Below are 17,458 nucleotides of genomic sequence, written 5' to 3' on the forward strand. Positions count from 1 at the left end.
CGATTTATGCCTTCTGGCCCAGCGTTTGAATCAAGGGTTCTTCGGAACGTGCTGGTTCCGGCCAAGCCCAAGTTTGCGGCGTCGGCTCTTCCGGAATCATGTCGATGCAATCGACCGGGCAGACCGGCACACATTTTTCGCAGCCGGTACATTCGCTTTCTATGACGGTGTGCATCATTTTGGTGGCGCCGACAATGGCATCCACCGGACAGGCTTTGATGCAGTGAACGCAGCCGATGCAGAGGTCCTCATCGATTTTGGCAATGATTTTGGTGTCGATTTCGTCCGGTTCGGCTTCCATTTCTTTCGGGTCGCGATGGGTGATTTCGGCAATTTGAATCATCACCTCATGCCCACCGGGCACGCACAGATTCACTTCGGATTCGCCGTTGGCTAAGGCTTCGGCGTAAGGTTTACAGCCGGGAAAACCGCATTGCCCGCACTGGGTTTGCGGCAGCACTCGATCGATTTGTTCGGCGACCGGGTTGCCTTCCACCTTGAAGCGAATGGCGGCATACCCCAGCAGCAAGCCGAACAGAAGGGCCAAGCCCAAAAAAATCAATAACGCGCTTATCATTTGACCAAACCACCGAATCCCATAAAGGCCATTGACATTAAACCGGCGGTAATCAAGGCAATCGGCGCACCTTGAAAGGGTTTGGGCACGTCGGCGAAAGCGATGCGTTCACGAATCGACGAAAACAGCACCATCACCAAGGTAAACCCGACGGCCGCGCCAAACCCGTAGAAGGCGGACTCCAGAAAATTATGGCGTTCGCCGACGTTTAATAGGGCCACACCCAGTACGGCGCAGTTGGTGGTGATGAGCGGGATGTAAATCCCCAGCACCTGATAGAGTACCGGACTGGTTTTATGAATCGCCATTTCGGTGAAACCGACCACTGCGGCGATGGCGAGAATGAAGCCGATGGTTTGCAGAAATTCCAAACCGAAGGGCACCAATAGATAGGTGTTGATGAGGTAACTTAAAACGGATGACAGGGTCATGACGAAGGTGGTCGCCAATCCCATTCCTAAGGCGGCATCGGTTTTCTTGGACACGCCCATGAACGGGCAGAGTCCTAAGAATTTAACGAGGACGAAATTGTTGACCAGGACCGTGCTGATAAGAATGAGAATGTATTCTGTCATAAGCTAAGCTGACCGTTTTTCGATCGATTTCGACCGTGTGTTTATTTGACGCGCATACCCGGTGTGGCGCCGTCGTCTGGGTTGAGCAAGAACAAGTCTTTGCCGCCTGGGCCGGCCGCGAGTACCATGCCTTCCGACAAGCCAAAACGCATTTTGCGCGGTTTCAAGTTGGCGACCATCACCGTCATTTTGCCGATCAGGTTTTCCGGCTGGTAAGCGAACTTGATGCCGGCGAACACTTGACGTTCACCTAGGCCGATATCCAGCGTCAATTTGATGAGCTTATCGGCTTCCGGTACCTGTTCGGCATTGACAATTTTAGCGATGCGTAAATCAATTTTAGCAAAGTCGTCAAATGTGATTTCATCCGCCAACGGGTCCAGAGAATCGGGGCCGTTTGGTGTCTCGGCTTGGTTGCTCGCTTTGTTCGACGTGGCTTTCGCTTGAGTCGGTTGTGCTTTCAAGTCTTCTTTGGAGGCGTCGATCATTTTCTCGATGGCGTCCATGTCCACACGGGTCATCAAGGCTTTGAACTTGGTGATTTCATGCCCCATCAACGGTGTCTGGATGGCATCCCATTGGTAGTCGTCCAATTTCAGGAAGCTGGCCGCTTGTTCGGCGGTAGCCGGAATGACTGGCGCCAGATACGTCATCAGTACGCGGAACAGGTTGATGCCAAGGCTGACGGATTCGTGCAGCTCGGCTTCTTTACCTTCCTGCTTGGCTAAAACCCAAGGCGCGGTTTCGTCGATGTATTCATTGGCTTTGTCGGCCAATGCCATGATCTCGCGCATGGCTTGGGCGTATTCGCGTTTTTCGTACAACTCGGCAATGGCATCGGATTGATTGATAAAAGACGTGTAGAGCGCATTAGCGGAATCCGACCAGGCCTGGCTGAGTTTCCCATCGAACTTTTTGACCACGAAACCGGCGCAACGGCTGGCAATGTTCACCACTTTACCCACCAGGTCGGAATTGACACGTTGGGCGAAGTCTTCCAGGCTCAGGTCGATGTCGTCGATACGGCTGTTCAGTTTGGCGGCGAAGTAATAACGTAGGTACTCCGGGTTCAAGTGCTTCAAGTAGGTATTGGCCATAATGAAGGTGCCGCGGGATTTGGACATCTTTTGTCCGTCCACCGTGAGGAAACCGTGCGAATAAATGGCGTTCGGCGTTCGGAAACCGGCACCGGACAACATCGCTGGCCAGAAAAGGGCGTGGAAGTAAATGATGTCTTTGCCGATGAAGTGGTACAGCTCGGCCTCGGAGTCGGCTTTCCAGAAAGCGTCAAAATCCATGCCTTTGGCATCGCACAGCGCTTTGAAACTGGCCATGTAACCCACCGGCGCATCCAGCCAGACATAGAAAAATTTGTCTTTTTCGCCGGGAATTTCAAAGCCGAAATAGGGCGCATCACGGGAAATGTCCCAGGCACGCAGGCCGGACTCAAACCATTCGTCCAATTTATTGGCGATTTGGGTTTGCAGGTGACCGTGATGTGTCCAATCTTTCAGCATGTTTTCGAAGTGAGACAGTTCGAAAAAGAGGTGTTCGGTTTCTTTTTCCACCGGGGTGGCGCCGGAGACGACGGATTTCGGGTCGATGAGTTCCGTTGGGGAGTAAGTGGCGCCGCACGCTTCGCAGTTGTCGCCATACTGGTCTTCGGCTTTACATTTCGGGCAAGTGCCTTTGATGAAGCGGTCCGGCAGGAACATTTCTTTTTCGGGGTCGTAGAACTGCTTGATGGTTTTACGCGAAATATGACCTTTGTCGTTCAGCTGGTTATAAATGTAGCTGGCGAAATGCTTATTTTCCGGCGAGTTGGTGCTGTGGTAGTGGTCGAACTGGATATTGAACCCGGCGAAGTCGGCCTGGTGTTCTTCCGAAACACGGGCAATCAGTTCTTCCGGCGTAATGCCTTCGGCTTGCGCGCGCAACATAATTGGGGTGCCGTGGGCGTCATCGGCGCAAACATAATAACACTCGTTGCCACGCATTTTTTGAAAGCGTGCCCAGATGTCGGTTTGGATGTATTCGACAAGGTGGCCTAAGTGAATCGGGCCGTTGGCGTAAGGCAAAGCACTGGTGATTAATATTTTTCTTCGATGACTCATTTTCTCACTCTGGGTTCTCAAAAATTAATCGGTCAATTATAAGCGTTTTTGTCGTTTTTGGGTGGGGTATCGGCGCGAAAAACGGCAATTTCCGCTGATTATTTTTCATGAAAAGCGGCAGGGTAACATTTTTTTCAAAAAAAGTCGTAACAGGGCGTAAATGTTTATTAGAATTAATTTGTAGGCATTCATAAATTTTATGGAATAAGCGTCAACTAATACGGATAATCAATGATACAATCCAGTACATTAACCGTTCAAAATATGCAGGTATTGCACGGCGCATCGGCCTGTTTTGTGTTGACGGTGTTGGAAATGTTTGAAACCGTATTTTGGCTACCTGTGGGTAGCATGAAGAATTCCTGAGGGGGTAGGTCAATGAGTTTAACGAGTGAAGTTTCAGCCGGCGTTGTCACCATTATGGTCGAAGGCAATTTTGATATCGGTTGTTACGATGCGTTCAATAAAACATTGAACGACAACTTGAACAGCGCATCCAAGTTCGTTATCGACCTTTCAAAGGCCAGCTATATGGACAGTTCTGCACTGGGAATGCTGTTGCTGTTGCGTGAAAAACTGGGCGGACAGTCTTCGAAAATCGAGTTCGTCAATGTGAATGAAGAAGTCATGAAAATCCTGAAAGTGGCTAAATTCGATCAGCTTTTTACCATTTCGTCCTAATGTTTGCGGAGCCGCGATTATATGGCTTCCATTCTGATTGTAGACCCATCTAAATCCAATCGACTTTATCTTCGGCTGACCCTTGAAAAACAAGGGTATCAAGTTTTTGAGGCTGGAAACGGCCTCGAAGCGTTGGAATCTTACGAGCATCATCGACCGAATCTGGTCATCACGGAAATTAAATTACCGGTTTTGTCCGGCGCAGATCTGGTTCAGCGTATCAAGCTGTTGGCTAAGGAAACCTTTGCGCCGGTTTTCGTGGTGACGAATGTGTTCAAACCCGACAGCATTCAGCGCATTTTATCCGTCGGCGCAGACGATTTTTTGCAAAAGCCTTATCCGGAAGAATTACTGTTAGCGAAAATCGCTTCCTTATTGCGCAACGTCAATTTCTACGATGATCTAAAACAATCCAAAGAACTGGTCTTTTCATTGCATATGGGGTTGGCTTTGGAGCATAAATCGGCTGAACGTATTTTTGAAAAATTCGTACATGGCCCACGCCAAGAAGTGCCAGGCCTGGAAGCACATGTGTCACCGGCTTCAATTTTTAACGGGGATGTTTTTCTATCGACCATTACGCCGGCCGGAAATGTGATTACGCTGCTCGGTGATTTTACCGGGCATGGCCTGCCTGCAGCGATTGGTGCGATTCCGGTCGCCGAGGTCTTTTATTCCATGGTGAAGAAAGGCCGCACGCTGAAAGAAATTATTCTGGTTATTAACGATAAATTAAAAACGATCTTGCCGGCGCATATCTTTTTCAGCTGTGTTGCGGTAAAAGTGTTTCCAAAACGGCATTCGGTCAGCTTGTTTAATGCCGGGATGCAGCCGGTGGTGATGCTGGATGGCGCAAGTGGAAAAGAGGCGTTGTTTGAATCCACTTCGGTACCGTTGGGGGTATTGGACAGTTATGAGTTGGATGTGGAGTTTACTAAGGTTGAACTTGAGGGAACGGAACACTTTATTTGCTATACCGATGGCATTGTTGAGGCGATGAATGACTCCGGCCAGGTGTTCGGAGTATCTCGATTAGTGAACTCACTTAAAGCCAGTCATCGGGATATTGATCAGCTGGTGAGTTCGGCACAGGATTTCTGTCATGGTTGTGTGTTCAATGACGATGTCAGTATTATTAAGCTGAGCATGGCGGATATTTTGATGCAACCGAATCAAATGATTGCTTCGGCCGTATTGGAACGTATTCCACCTCCGTCCGCCTGGACGTTGAAGTACGAGTTTTCCGCTGATAACCTTAAATGTAACCCCCATCCCATTGAAGCCATCGTAGATGCCATTATCGGCATGCAACCCATCACGCCTTATAAGGAAGATATTTTTATTATCCTGTCCGAGCTGTACAACAATGCATTGGAGCATGGTATTCTGCAGTTGAATTCCGGTCTTAAACAGCAACCGAACGGTTTTTTCATCTTTGCCGAAGAAAAGCAAAAAGCATTGGATAGCCTGACCGATGGCCGTTTGATGATTGATGTTTGTCATGAACCTCTGTCGGAAACCGCGGGGCGTTTGCGTATCGTGGTGGCTCATGATGGCGCAGGCCGGTCGGATAAGGTGGCCGCACAAGCTTCCAGCGAGGTTTTTTCTGGCCGGGGCATTACCATTGTTCGTTTTTTATGTTCGGATTTTCGTTTTGAAGAAGGCGGTGCGCGAGTCGAAGCCGTTTATGATTGGGAGCGAATCGATGGCGGGGGATAAAATTCTGGTGGTCGACGATGACCGTCGGCAAATCCAAGCTTATCTGAATGTCTTTACGCCGGACACGACCGTTGGAGTGTCCTTGAAGCGTTTTATCGAACAACCTTCTGCGGCGGCTGACGAGAACAAAGCACCGGCGTGCTCGGTTACCACCGCCACGCAAGGTGAGGAAGCGATTGCGGTGGTGGCGTCGGCATTGGAGGACGGTGACCCGGTGAAGGTGGCGTTTATTGATATGCGAATGCCGCCTGGTTTGAACGGCTTGGAAACGGCCAAACGGCTGAGAGCATTGGATGAGCGCATCTATATCGTCATTGTCACGGCGTATTCGGATGTGGACTTAAAACTCATCGCTCATGAAATTGAAGACAATGTATTGTTTGTTCGAAAACCGTTCCAACCGGAAGAGGTGGAGCAAATTGCGCGTAATTTCGTGCGATCCTGGCGAAAAGACCGATCCTTGGAAAACCTTAAAAACACGCTTGAAGAAAAGGTCAAACTGAATTTGTTTGAAGCGTCGATGTTCGAAGCCACCAACGGGTTATTGGCGGTGTTGGCGGATAAAGTGAATTCGCAATCCGGGCTGGTGTCCTATCTGAATACGCAATTTGATGTGGCGCCTCAGCAGAAACAGGCCTATGAAGAGGTGACACACACCATTTTTGTGGAGGCGCAGCAGCTTTCGCAAATGGTGCGCTCGTTACAGCGTTTGGCGCTGGCTTCCGATAAGGTGTCGGTTTTCTCCCTCGGCGATGTGGTCAATCATGCTTTAAGTTTAGTGCCGGAGCTGAATCAGTTGCCTGATAATATTCAGTTTCATATCGACTATCAGGTGTCAAGAGATCTGACGTTTCATTTGCCGTACAATCAGTTGGTTTTGGTTTTAACCATGATGGTGCGCAATGCGCTGGAAGCGGTTTTTTCGCAGGCCCTGGTTCAGTCCGGTTATCAAGGGGAGATTCGTCTGATATTGTCCGAACAGGATGGGGTAGCGGAAGTGACGCTGGAGGATAATGGCATCGGGGTTCTGCCAAGCGATATGAAAAAAGTGTTTGCACCTGGGTTTTCGACCAAAGCGGGGCATGCCGGGGTCGGCTTGAGTTTGGTGCAGTTTTTCATTGATGAAGTTGCGGGGGATTTAGCCTTTGAGAGTGCCGGGCAAGGGTTAGGGGTCAGTATTCGGTTATGTTTCCCGTTTCATGGGGTGACCGAATGAACGGGCCGCACCAAGTGCTTGTGCTGAGTTCCGATCCAGATTATCAAGCGTATTTTGAAAACCGGTTCCACAGCCATCTCGCTTTTTGCCAAACGTTGGCGGACGTCATTGCAAAGCTGGTGAAAGGCCAGTTTGAAGAGTCACCGCCGGTGTTGGCCTTTCTGGACGGCACTTTGCTGGCGGATGATAATCACTTTTCATTATTGAAACGGTTGCATGAGTTAAGTCGCCAGACGTATTTTGTGATTGATTTTCCCAGTTTGGATGAGGAACGGTTTCGCTTTTATCAAGACGCGACGGATAATCAGGTGGTTTGGATGCCGAAATCCGTTCCGGTCTCTTTTTTGAATCAAATGATTGATCAAGTGCTGATGTTGGCGCGGCAGCAATCATTACTGGCTGAAGCCAAGCGCGACGGGCACGAGATGTTGCGGCGATACCAAGAGCAAAATCGGCTCTTCAATAGCCTGTTCAGTCTGGTGGAATTCGATGTGAACGGCAAGATTGTGTCGATCAATCAGCATTTTTCACAAGAAACGGGTTGGGAATTTGCTAAGGTGCTCGGGCGCTCCATTCATGAAATCGTATTGTGGTCGAACGATGAAAGCGACGACTTGTTTTGTGAAAATTTTGTTGGGGAAATGCGTTACTTTGATGCTTCCGGTCAGCAAAAGTGGGCCTTCTCGCAAGTGAAAAGAGGCGAAAGAGAGGGGGAGGCGGTCTTTTTCTATGTGGCAAAAGACATTACTGAGCGCAAACAATATGATCGAAAATTGCAATTTGGAACTTATCAAGAAGGGGCGTTGCGCGCTAAAAGTGAATTGATTCACGATTTGGGCAATACCTTGAACAGTATGAATGCCACCCGGGGGGAACTGGACAAAGGTGTTCGACAATTAGCGGAAATGCAAAGCGATTTTTCCGACTGGATGGTGCAATGTTCGGATGGGCTGTCAGAGGATGTCTCGGGCTTTCTAAACGCTTTGAAGGAAAATATCGCTTTTTTAAAAGATCATTATTTTCGGCATGCGAGTTCCGTACTGGGGCACGACTTGGACCAAATGATCGCATCGGTCAATCGCCAGCAACAAGGACTTTCTTCCGGCCAGTACACTGAGTCGGTGAACCTGTATAACCTGATTCAGGAATTGGTCAAATCAAATCAAGCTCTGTTGGAGGATAAAGGAATTCGCATCCAAGTGTTGGACACCAATACCTCGATTTTCTTGAAGGTGTCTCGCAATCAACTGTTTCAAGTGTTGCAGAACCTGATAAAGAATGCGGTGGAAGCGATTGAGGTGTCTACCAAACCGGATCGTTTGATTACGCTTCAGACGTTTCAAGATGCTTCCGAGCTACGGTTGATCGTACATGATTCCGGTGACGGCATTACAGACGAAAATATCGATAGAGTGTTTCATTTTGGGTTCACCACCAAATCGAAAGGCACGGGGCATGGCCTGCATTCGGTGGCGAACTTTATGGATGCCAATCACGGTAAAATTGAGGTGGCGTCGTCACCTGAAAACGGCACCAGTTTCATTTTGGTGTTTTCCAAACACGGTACGCCGGGCGCTATGGGGTGAATCAGCTGTTTTCCACCACAATATTCGGGAAGGCCGAAGCGTAATCGCGACGTTTGGTGGCGATTTGAGCACTCACCTGATGCGCAATGCGACGGTACTTTTGTGCCGCGGTGCTGGTTGGCATGGCGGTGACAGTCGGCGTGCCTTGATCGGATTGCGCGCGAATTTGGCTATCCAATGGCAGGGCGCCTAAAAACGGTACCTTGAATTGTTCTGCCAGCGTTTGGCCGCCATTTTCACCGAATATGGCTTCTTCATGACCGCATTGGCTGCACACATGTGTACTCATGTTTTCTACGACGCCCAGCACCGGAATATTAACCTTTTCGAACATTCTCAAGCCTTTACGGGCATCAATCAGCGCGACTTCCTGCGGGGTGGTGACAATGACCGAACCGGTGACCGGAATTTGCTGGGAAAGCGTCAGTTGCACATCGCCCGTGCCCGGTGGTAAGTCGATGATCAGATAATCCACGTTCTGCCAGTTGGTTTCGTTCAACAGTTGCGTCAGTGTGGAGGTCACAATCGGTCCGCGCCAAATCATCGGGTCGTCGGGGTTGATGAGAAACCCAATAGACATGAGTTGCAAGCCGTAAGCCGATAAAGGTTCCATGCTCTTTCCGTCTTTGGTTTCCGGCTTTTGATGAACTCCCAGCATGGTTGGAATGCTTGGCCCGTAAATGTCGGCATCCAACAGACCGACTTGCGCACCTTCCTGTTGCAGAGCCAGGGCCAGATTGACACTGGTGGTGGATTTACCAACACCGCCTTTTCCGGAGGCGACGGCAATGATGTTTTTGACGTTTTTAAGTGGTTCCGTGCCGCCTTGAACCGCATGGGCCTTGATGTCGGTCGAAAAGGTGATGTCGACCGTTTCAATGCCTTCTAATTGCAATAAAGTATGCTGAAGTTGTTGTTCGATGGCCGGCCAAAGGCTTTTGGCCGGAAATGGCAGGGCCAGTTCGAGTGTTAGCTGTGTTTTTTTCAGTTGAACGGCTTGGAGGCTTTTGGCGTTTAACGCTCCGGATTCAATCCCGTCAAGGGTTACAGCGTCGATGGTTTTTTCAATCGCGTCACGCTGTTCGTCGGAAATGTTGTGGCCGAATAATTTATTGAGAATGTTCATGCTGTGTTCCTTCCGTCATCTTAGCGAAATCGGCCAGGCCTGGCCGGTTTCGAGCAAATGCGTTTTGGTTTGAACCTTATTGAGTGGTGACAAAACCTTGGGATTCAAGGTCAGGAAAGTAAATCCAATTGGCGCTCGTCTTGTTGAGCCACTTGGTCTTGCGTGATACGGCTGGCGGTTGGCCCTTGCTGGTTGCGGTATTTGGCATCCGCACGTTTGTTGTAGGGTTTGATGGCTGCGCTGGAGAGCGTCTCGAAATTGATGGCGCAAATATCCATGCCGGGACGCAATGCCAGCGGCAATTTTCCGCTGTTGAAAATCTCTAACACGATTTGGCCTTGCCAGCCTGGGTCGATACGGTGTGCGGTGACGTGTACCATTAAGCCTAACCGAGCTAAACTGGAGCGGCCATCCAACCATCCAACCAGGTCGTCTGGAATGGAGACGGATTCAAACGTTGAGGCCAATGCGAGTTCGCCCGGGTGCAGAAAAAATGCTTGGCCATCTTCAATCACCACTTCGTCGCCCATGATTTTATCCATGAGTCGTTGCATTTCGCCCGATTCGCCGCTCAAGTCGATAAAGGGAGCGGTATGGTCGTTGAAAACACGGAATTTGTTGGCCAGGCGTAAATCGACGCTGATGCCTTTGATCTTGTTTTGATCGGGCACCGGGTCGATTCCGATTTTGCCAATTTTCAGGTGTTGAATGATATCTCTGTCGCTAAGTTTCATTTGAATGTCGGCTTATGGTTCAATTCCAGCTCGATTTTTCGGTCCTCGTCTTTGTTGAGGATCACGATGCGGGCCGGGAAGTAATTAAGTTTGGGCAAGAGCCAAAGTTCCGCCTCAATTTTACCATTATGGAAGGCAAAACGTTTTGTTTGTACCGCCTCTTCAAAAGGAAGGTCGATTTCATCGGATTCATTGATGGTACTGAATTTGATTTTCTGCTGAATTTTGTCGTCTTGCAGGTAAATGTCGTTAATCGGGCGCTGGTTCATCACCTGGTACTGGATGCCGTATGCCATGGAGATGACGTCGTAAATCTGTTTCTGGTTGGGCCAGAACTTCTTGTCTTCGACGTATTCGACTTTATTGAGGTCTTCGCGACGAACCAAAGTATAGGTTTTATGTTCGGTATGGTCATCGTATTCACGAGTCAGGAATTTTTTATATTGCAGCCATTTGAAGCCTTGTTCGTTCTGTGTGAGGTGGATTTTTTCCACGGCGGATTCGTTAATAAAGGCTTTGGCCCAGCCGGGAGGAATGGCTTCGCTGGACAGTTGGCAGTCACTGTTTTGGCAGTTCATTTCCTGGTGAGCTTGTCCGATTTTAAAGCCGAGTACCCAAATGTCGAAGGTCGCTTTGAAGCTTGGAATTTGTGCGGCTTGCAAGGACAAGGGAAGGAGGCATCCAACGGCGAGTAACGTACGAAGTGCAAGTGTGGGTAATTGAGTCATCGGCTAAGCTCGTTCAGTTGCAACGGTGCCTGTAATAGAGTGTTTTGGTAGCAGGCCTGGTTGTTTTTTAACTGGATGTGTCCCTGTGCCAACCAGTTGGTGACTAAAGGATACGCGATGTGCTCTTGAATTTGTACTTTTTTTTGCAGGGTTTCGGCGGTGTCGTCCGCCTCCACCGGCACTTTGGCCTGCAAAATGACCGGGCCGCCATCCAGTTCCGGTGTCACAAAGTGGATGCTGAGGCCGTGTTCAGCATCGTTGGCGTCCAGCGCGCGCTGGTGGGTGTTCAGGCCTGGGTATTTCGGCAACAACGACGGATGGATATTGAGCATTCGCCCCAAATAATGCAAAGTGAATGCTGGGGTGAGAATGCGCATGAACCCGGCTAGGATAATGCCGTCAATATGATGTGCGTCAATGGCCTGAATCATCGCTTCATCAAAGTTCTCCCGGGAGTCGTATTCAGTATGATCAATGACAACCGTTGGAATGCCGACCGTTTGCGCTTTTTTCAGACCAGCGGCCTGTGGTCGATTGGAGAGAACGAGTGCAATTTCATAGTCCGAATCCGGAGCATGGTCAATCAAAGCTTGTAGATTGGAACCGGTGCCGGAAATCAGAACCGCTATGCGCATTTTTGAAGTCATAAAAGGTGTCGGTTAAGGGGAGAGGTTGAATCACCACTCGAAAACCGGTCGGTGCGATTTTCGAGTGAGGTCGATCTACGCCAGTTCGACGACCGGCGTTTCCGAGTCACTGGCTTCAATGGTACCGATGACGGAAACCGCTTCGCCTTGAGCCGTTAAGGTGTCGATGGCTTTTTGCTTGTCTTCCGCGCTGACCACGACAACCAGGCCGATGCCGCAGTTCAAGGTGCGATGCATCTCATGGAAATCGACATTGCCTTTTTCCTGAATCCAATCGAACACGACCGGACGTTTCCAACTTTGGGTGTCGATTTTGGCCTGGGTGTTTTTGGGCATGACGCGCGGTAAGTTTTCCAGTAAACCACCGCCCGTGATATGGGAAATCGCGTGGATATCGATATGTTGCATCAGCTCCAGAATCGGCTTGACGTAGATGCGTGTCGGTGCCATCAAAGCATCAATCAGCGGTTGTCCGCCACAATCCTGGGATAAATCGGCGGCATTGACGTCGATGATTTTTCGAATTAACGAGTAGCCGTTGGAGTGTGGACCGGAAGAGGCGAGACCAAGCAATACGTCGCCGGCTTTCACTTTGGTGCCATCGATGAGGTCGGCCTTTTCAACAATGCCGACACAAAACCCGGCCAAGTCGTAATCGCCGTCTGGGTACATTCCGGGCATTTCCGCCGTTTCACCGCCGATGAGGGCGCAACCGGATTGTTGGCAACCTTCTCCAATGCCGGAGACGACGTCACGCGCGGTGTAAATGTCGAGTTTGCCAGTGGCATAGTAGTCTAGGAAGAACAAAGGCTCAGCGCCTTGAACAATCAAGTCGTTGACACACATGGCCACCAGGTCAATACCAACTTGGTCATGCTTGCCGCTTTCAATGGCCAGACGCAGTTTGGTGCCGACACCATCGGTACCGGAGACTAACAAAGGATTTTTGTATTTGTCCATCGGTAGCTCGAACAAAGCTCCAAACCCACCTAATGAAGTGGAAACTTCCGGTCTGGAAGTGGCTTTGGCAATCGGTTTAATGGCTTCAACAAGGGCGTTGCCCGCATCAATGTCGACACCGGCGTCTTTATAGCTAATGGATGGCTTTTGTGTTGTCATAAGTTTGGTTTAAAACTGCTGCTTAATTAAGTATGTATAAATTTCGGCAAAATCTGGTTGGTGGCTTACGTCTCTGTAAGCATGCATTCACAATGAATGGCCTGTAAATCTTGTTATGAATTTACCAGAGTTTTACCGCAAAATCGGATAACATATTGTAACCAAAAATAATGAGGTAAATATGAGAAGTTTTGTCTCGGCGGTATTTTTTATTTTAATGACCTTCGCCGCTTCCAGTTATGCCGGGGAACAATCCGACCTGTTTGAAGTTCGGATGCTTCAGCTTGACGATGCAACCGAAAAAAACGCTCAGCAGGCGCTGGATGATAGCCTGCTGAAGGCTATTCGTATTGAGTTGATTCGCTTGACCGGCAACCCGGAGTTTTTGGTGCAGCCGGAGGCCGAGACGTTTGTCCAGTCCCCAAAAGCCTGGCTCAAAAGTTATCGTTATGAACCTTATGAGCAGGAAGGCGTCAAGGTCGGTACTTGGTTGGTATTCGAGTTTGATCAACAGCGTTTTTACCGTTATTTCCAGCAGCAGGGGTTGGTTATCTGGCCAATGTCAAACCGACCGAAGACTTTGGTCATGGGGTCGCAATTGATCGCGGGTACTCTGGTTAAGCTGAACCAGTCCAGGTTAAGTTATTTACCAAAACTGAACTACCGCAATACCGCTTCCCAACTGGGGTTGCCGATTGAAACGCCTGTACAATCAACGGATTGGGTTTACCCGGATGCAGACGGTTCCAACCAGCGAGTGGCGGATATTTTGCAGTCGAGTGATGCGCGTTATTTATTGAGTTTTCAAGTTATATCTTCCATTAATGGCTCAGAACGTTATAAATGGCAACTGTTCAACCGAAACGGTATTAGCTTGTTGCAGGACGATATTCGAAACGAGCCGGAGCAAGGGTATTTTGAAGAGACGTTCTCTGAACTGCTACGTTTGTATTCGGCTTCTTATCGTGAGCAAGCCGAGTTTTTAGGGTCTTTGACCTTGACCGTTGATAACGTTCAATCCGTTGAGCAACTGACGGAGCTGGAAAAACGGCTGAAAGTCATGAAACCGTCGGTGCACCAGGTTCGATTGACGTCGGTTGAAGAACATCAAGTGGTGTTTGAGCTGGTGTATCAAGGTGAATACATCCGTTTGGTGAATCGATTAGCCGCGATGCCTGGTTTGGTTTCGGTGCGTGACGATGCTGTGATTGGGCAAGTGAATGCGGAATGGGAATGAGGTCGTGAGACCGATAGGAAGATAGACGACGGTGTTTGTACAATTACCTCTTAAAATAGGGCTGCGGGAAGAAGTGTGCTTCGACACCTTTGTGACCGAAGACGAAGCAACGGTGCTGGCGTTAAACCGTTTTCAGCAGACGCTTATGAAAAGCCAGGAAGGTGAAGCCTTTTATTTTCAAGGCGAAAGCGGCGTGGGAAAAACACACCTACTGCAAGCGGCTTGCCGTTTTATGACGGAAAAAAAATCTTCCAGTGTGTACTTGCCGCTGGGCGATAGCTCTCTTCCGTTAATTCCGGATGTATTGCATGGTTTGGAACGTACGCCTTTAGTGTGTCTAGACGATGTGGAAAAGGTGGTGGGGCAGGCATCTTGGGAGCAAGCTTTAGCCAACCTGTTAATGCGCTCTAAGGTGTTGGGCCATAAGGTGGTGTTATCGGGTGCACAAAATATTGGCGATTGGCCGATTGTGACTTCAGAGCTCACGCAGGCTTTAATGTCGGTGTTGCCGATTCGTTTGCAGCCGTTGCATAATAAACGCGATTTGGTGGTGGCGATGCAACGTCATGCCTTGAAGCTCGGTTTTGAGTTGCCGTTGGACGTTGGGAATTATCTGGTCAAACAGTTTTCCAGCGACTTGCAGGAGTTATTGTCGGTATTGAAAATTCTTGAGCAGGCGACGTTCGTGGAAAAACGCCGTATGACGTTACCGTTCGTCAAACAGATATTAACGAAGCATTCATAGTCTGCTCAGCGGCTTGTGATAGGCTGCTTGCGATTAAAATGAAACCATAAGGAAGTAAGATGATTCACGCGAAAAACTGGATGAATCCGATTAAATTTTCTCTTTTAATTTCGATGGTGTGGATGGCGCTGTTGTCCTCGACGGTTCAAGCGTCGACCGATATTGAGTTCGAAACGCTGGAAGGTAAAACCGTGAAATTGTCTGATTTCCGTGGAAAATGGGTGGTGGTGAATTATTGGGCGACTTGGTGCCCACCATGCCGTGTGGAAATGCCGGAGTTAGGTTTTTTCTATGATGCCCATAAAGATAAAAACGCCGTGGTTCTTGGCGTGAATTATGAAGACTCCAGCCCGGCCAAAGTGAAGAGTTTTTTGGCGCAGGAAGACATTAAGTTTCCGATTGTGCGTCAGAAAGGCGGTATTGATGGCAAAACCACTCCTTTTGGGCCTTTGAGAGGCTTGCCGACCACTTATATGGTGTCGCCAAAGGGAGAGGTTGTGGCGGCGAGGACCGGCATGGTCGACCAAAAAATGTTGGAAGAGTTTATTCAAAAGTTCGATGCCAAAAAATAAAGTGTTAAGAACCTCCTGTGGCGGTAAATACGGCCGATACCCTTCATGAAACCGCTTGTGATAGAATGATTCTATGAATAAGACAAAATTACGCTTTGCATTGAAATATTGGCGACTGGCCTTTCATCTGATATTAAAAACCCGTCATTTTGGTGTGAATAACCGTTGGTGGGTGCAGCAGCCATCGGCTATCGGTTGGCGCTGGTATCAGCAGGCCTGGGGGATTTTGACGATTATGCCGATTGTGCGTAATTATCAATCTCTAAAAGTGCGCAGTTGTTTGGGGTGGATTCCACAAGCTGACTGCGAAGCGCTTGGATACCAAAAAGAGATTGCGAGTCGGGTTCGCAACTGAAAGGGTTGGAAAGGGTTGTAGGTTTTATGATTCAAATGGATCTGGAACAACGGCAGTCGGCGCGTTTTGACCGGCCGTTTCAAGTCACGAACCACGAAGACGAAACGTTTTCCGTGGCGTTTGAGGGGGCTGACGTTAACTTGACCGGGTTAGGGTTCTACATTGAAGACCCGGATTTGTTTTTGCCGCAACAACTCCTCAGTTTGCGGGTTAAAAACGAACAAACCGATGAAGTTTATTGTTTGGAAGGGGTTGAAGTCATTCACCTGCGGCCGGGTGATAACGGAAAATACCTGTGTGGTTGCCACATTTCTCAGGTGACCAGCGGTCAGCTGCTTGCCCATCACCGACTGGTGATGACCGATGCTCAAACGGCCTTGGTGTCGATGGAAACCTCCAAATTATCCGAATTCAATTTTATGGAAGACGGTTCTGCTTTGTCGACTGATCAGTCCGATTTTCAAGAAGCCAGCATGGCTTTGAATCTGGCGGTGACACAGTCTGAGCGCAATCAAAAAGAGGTGGCACGTTTCATTCAAGCTGTGGATAGCATTTTCAACAGCGGCCTGGCCTCGGACATGAAACTGCAGGACTTAAAAGACGAATTCGAAGACTTTAAAAGCTACCTGCAAAGAATGAACGAAAGCTCTCTTGCTTTTGCGACCTTGGCAAAATTGCTGGCGCACACGCCGGAAGAATCGAATGACAAACTGGCTTGGAAAACGCTGATTTCCGATTTTGAAAACCGCTTTCTCAGTCAGGAACAGCAAATCGCTTACGACTTTATGCATCAAGGCTTGGACGCCGATGAGGCTTTGAAAGTCGCTTATCAATACTTAAATCAACGAGATGATGAATGACTTTCTTCAAAAAAACATCGCTTCTACTCGCGTTAGTGGCGGGACTGCCAGGAACCGCTGTTGCGGATACAAACCCTTGGGCACCCAAAATCACCCTTGAAACGGGCTATTTAACCCCTTCCGGCATTCAAGGTGAAGGTGGCGAAGTCTCGGATCGTTATTACGACGCTTTGCTTGAGAACCAGTTCGCTTATTTGGGTTACACCTACTGGAGTTTGGATTGGCATGATATTGATCAATTGCCGTTCGGTAATGGTAAGGACAAGCCGGTAAAAGGGCTTCGGGGCGCGAGAATCGGTGGGAAGTTCAACCATCGTATCAACTCGAAAATGCTGTTTTTAAGCAGCCTTGGGGTGTCGTCCAAATATGAAGAGCAAACCGACGACTCCTACAGTGTGAATCTGAGAGCACTGGTCTCTTATAAACTCAAAAATGAACTTTCATTGCTGGGCGGGATTGTTTACAACTATCACCCGGTTCGCAGTCGCCTTTATCCGGCTTTTGGGTTGGCTTACCGGGTTCGAAGCCGTGATGGGTTGTCGGCGGTCTTAGGCTTTCCTCGTGCTTTTATCGCTTATGGCTTCGCTGAAAAATGGAATGTCAGTACCGGTGCCTCTTATCGACAGTTTATGGCAAAGTTGGCGAACGATAGCCCCGTGGAAGAAAAAGGGTATGTAGAACTCCAGACATGGAAAGCCGATGTGATGCTTTCCTATCAAGCCACTAAAAACTGGCGGATTGATGTATTCGGGCAATATTCGGCCGATTACCGCTTCAGTTTTTATAACCGCCATGGCAGTCGCCAAACGCAATATCAACTGGATCCCAGTTGGGGGAGCGGGATGAAGCTGGCGTACCAGTTCTGAT

The 17,458-nt window shown here is 49.0% G+C and carries 19 protein-coding genes; 11 read left to right on the top strand and 8 right to left on the bottom strand.

Annotated features, from left to right (window positions below; all coding sequences use genetic code 11):
- Positions 1 to 4: 4 nt before the first annotated feature.
- Genes rsxB through metG form a run of 3 tightly spaced genes read right to left on the bottom strand, consistent with a single transcriptional unit; the run spans position 5 to position 3,266 of the window.
- The gene (rsxB, locus tag AC0KH7_RS05265) at positions 5 to 577 is read right to left on the bottom strand and encodes an electron transport complex subunit RsxB (RefSeq protein ID WP_472371366.1); all 573 of its coding nucleotides are present in this window, start codon (positions 575 to 577) and stop codon (positions 5 to 7) included.
- Positions 574 to 1,152, bottom strand: a complete 579-nt coding sequence (rsxA, locus tag AC0KH7_RS05270) for an electron transport complex subunit RsxA (protein WP_029937895.1) — start codon at positions 1,150 to 1,152, stop codon at positions 574 to 576. Before rsxA ends, rsxB begins: the two co-directional genes overlap by 4 nt.
- A gap of 41 nt (positions 1,153 to 1,193) precedes the next feature.
- A complete protein-coding gene (gene metG / locus AC0KH7_RS05275) occupies positions 1,194 to 3,266 on the bottom strand; it encodes a methionine--tRNA ligase (protein ID WP_472371368.1) in 2,073 nt (690 codons plus the stop codon).
- A gap of 231 nt (positions 3,267 to 3,497) precedes the next feature.
- Here metG and AC0KH7_RS05280 point away from each other — a divergent pair, with 231 nt between their 5' ends.
- The 5 genes from AC0KH7_RS05280 to AC0KH7_RS05300 are packed head-to-tail and all read left to right on the top strand — an operon-like array spanning position 3,498 to position 8,468.
- Positions 3,498 to 3,632, top strand: a complete 135-nt coding sequence (locus AC0KH7_RS05280) for a hypothetical protein (RefSeq protein WP_472371370.1) — start codon at positions 3,498 to 3,500, stop codon at positions 3,630 to 3,632.
- A 12-nt stretch (positions 3,633 to 3,644) separates the two neighbouring features.
- Positions 3,645 to 3,947, top strand: coding sequence for an STAS domain-containing protein (locus tag AC0KH7_RS05285; protein ID WP_472371372.1), 303 nt, complete (start codon positions 3,645 to 3,647; stop codon positions 3,945 to 3,947).
- Positions 3,948 to 3,968: 21 nt separating this feature from the next.
- Complete coding sequence (locus AC0KH7_RS05290; protein WP_472371374.1) at positions 3,969 to 5,666, top strand: SpoIIE family protein phosphatase; 1,698 nt, start codon at positions 3,969 to 3,971, stop codon at positions 5,664 to 5,666.
- Positions 5,635 to 6,882 carry an ATP-binding protein gene (locus AC0KH7_RS05295; protein WP_472371376.1) on the top strand — a complete coding sequence of 416 codons (1,248 nt, stop codon included), beginning with the start codon at positions 5,635 to 5,637 and terminating at the stop codon, positions 6,880 to 6,882. Before AC0KH7_RS05290 ends, AC0KH7_RS05295 begins: the two co-directional genes overlap by 32 nt.
- Positions 6,879 to 8,468 carry an ATP-binding protein gene (locus AC0KH7_RS05300; RefSeq protein ID WP_472371378.1) on the top strand — a complete coding sequence of 530 codons (1,590 nt, stop codon included), beginning with the start codon at positions 6,879 to 6,881 and terminating at the stop codon, positions 8,466 to 8,468. The genes AC0KH7_RS05295 and AC0KH7_RS05300 overlap by 4 nt, the downstream gene beginning before the upstream one ends.
- Position 8,469: 1 nt before the next feature.
- On the opposite strand, the gene apbC is transcribed toward AC0KH7_RS05300, so the two are convergent.
- The 5 genes from apbC to purM form a co-directional block, all read right to left on the bottom strand.
- A complete protein-coding gene (gene apbC, locus AC0KH7_RS05305; protein WP_472371380.1) occupies positions 8,470 to 9,594 on the bottom strand; it encodes an iron-sulfur cluster carrier protein ApbC in 1,125 nt (374 codons plus the stop codon).
- Positions 9,595 to 9,704: 110 nt separating this feature from the next.
- On the bottom strand, positions 9,705 to 10,328 hold the full coding sequence (dcd, locus tag AC0KH7_RS05310) for a dCTP deaminase (protein WP_472371382.1): 624 nt from the start codon (positions 10,326 to 10,328) through the stop codon (positions 9,705 to 9,707).
- Positions 10,325 to 11,056 (bottom strand): hypothetical protein, encoded by a 732-nt coding sequence (locus AC0KH7_RS05315; protein ID WP_472371384.1) that lies wholly within the window; start codon positions 11,054 to 11,056, stop codon positions 10,325 to 10,327. Before AC0KH7_RS05315 ends, dcd begins: the two co-directional genes overlap by 4 nt.
- Positions 11,053 to 11,691: a phosphoribosylglycinamide formyltransferase gene (gene purN, locus AC0KH7_RS05320; protein WP_472371386.1), complete on the bottom strand. Its 639-nt coding sequence runs from the start codon at positions 11,689 to 11,691 to the stop codon at positions 11,053 to 11,055. Before purN ends, AC0KH7_RS05315 begins: the two co-directional genes overlap by 4 nt.
- Before the next feature lie 87 nt (positions 11,692 to 11,778).
- Positions 11,779 to 12,822, bottom strand: a complete 1,044-nt coding sequence (gene purM, locus AC0KH7_RS05325) for a phosphoribosylformylglycinamidine cyclo-ligase (protein ID WP_472371388.1) — start codon at positions 12,820 to 12,822, stop codon at positions 11,779 to 11,781.
- A 181-nt stretch (positions 12,823 to 13,003) separates the two neighbouring features.
- Between purM and AC0KH7_RS05330 the strand changes: the two genes are divergently transcribed.
- From AC0KH7_RS05330 to AC0KH7_RS05355, 6 genes are all read left to right on the top strand, one after another.
- A complete protein-coding gene (locus AC0KH7_RS05330; protein ID WP_472371390.1) occupies positions 13,004 to 14,059 on the top strand; it encodes a DUF2066 domain-containing protein in 1,056 nt (351 codons plus the stop codon).
- A gap of 31 nt (positions 14,060 to 14,090) precedes the next feature.
- Complete coding sequence (gene hda / locus AC0KH7_RS05335; protein WP_472371392.1) at positions 14,091 to 14,804, top strand: DnaA regulatory inactivator Hda; 714 nt, start codon at positions 14,091 to 14,093, stop codon at positions 14,802 to 14,804.
- Between the two features lie 59 nt (positions 14,805 to 14,863).
- Positions 14,864 to 15,376, top strand: coding sequence for a TlpA disulfide reductase family protein (locus AC0KH7_RS05340; protein ID WP_472367002.1), 513 nt, complete (start codon positions 14,864 to 14,866; stop codon positions 15,374 to 15,376).
- A 73-nt stretch (positions 15,377 to 15,449) separates the two neighbouring features.
- A complete protein-coding gene (locus AC0KH7_RS05345; RefSeq protein WP_472367003.1) occupies positions 15,450 to 15,731 on the top strand; it encodes a hypothetical protein in 282 nt (93 codons plus the stop codon).
- Between the two features lie 26 nt (positions 15,732 to 15,757).
- Positions 15,758 to 16,591: a PilZ domain-containing protein gene (locus AC0KH7_RS05350; protein ID WP_472371394.1), complete on the top strand. Its 834-nt coding sequence runs from the start codon at positions 15,758 to 15,760 to the stop codon at positions 16,589 to 16,591.
- On the top strand, positions 16,588 to 17,457 hold the full coding sequence (locus AC0KH7_RS05355; protein ID WP_472371396.1) for a hypothetical protein: 870 nt from the start codon (positions 16,588 to 16,590) through the stop codon (positions 17,455 to 17,457). The genes AC0KH7_RS05350 and AC0KH7_RS05355 overlap by 4 nt, the downstream gene beginning before the upstream one ends.
- The last annotated feature ends 1 nt before the right edge of the window (position 17,458 follow it).

The organism is Hydrogenovibrio sp. (genome assembly GCF_965140365.1).
GTDB lineage: Bacteria > Pseudomonadota > Gammaproteobacteria > Thiomicrospirales > Thiomicrospiraceae > Hydrogenovibrio.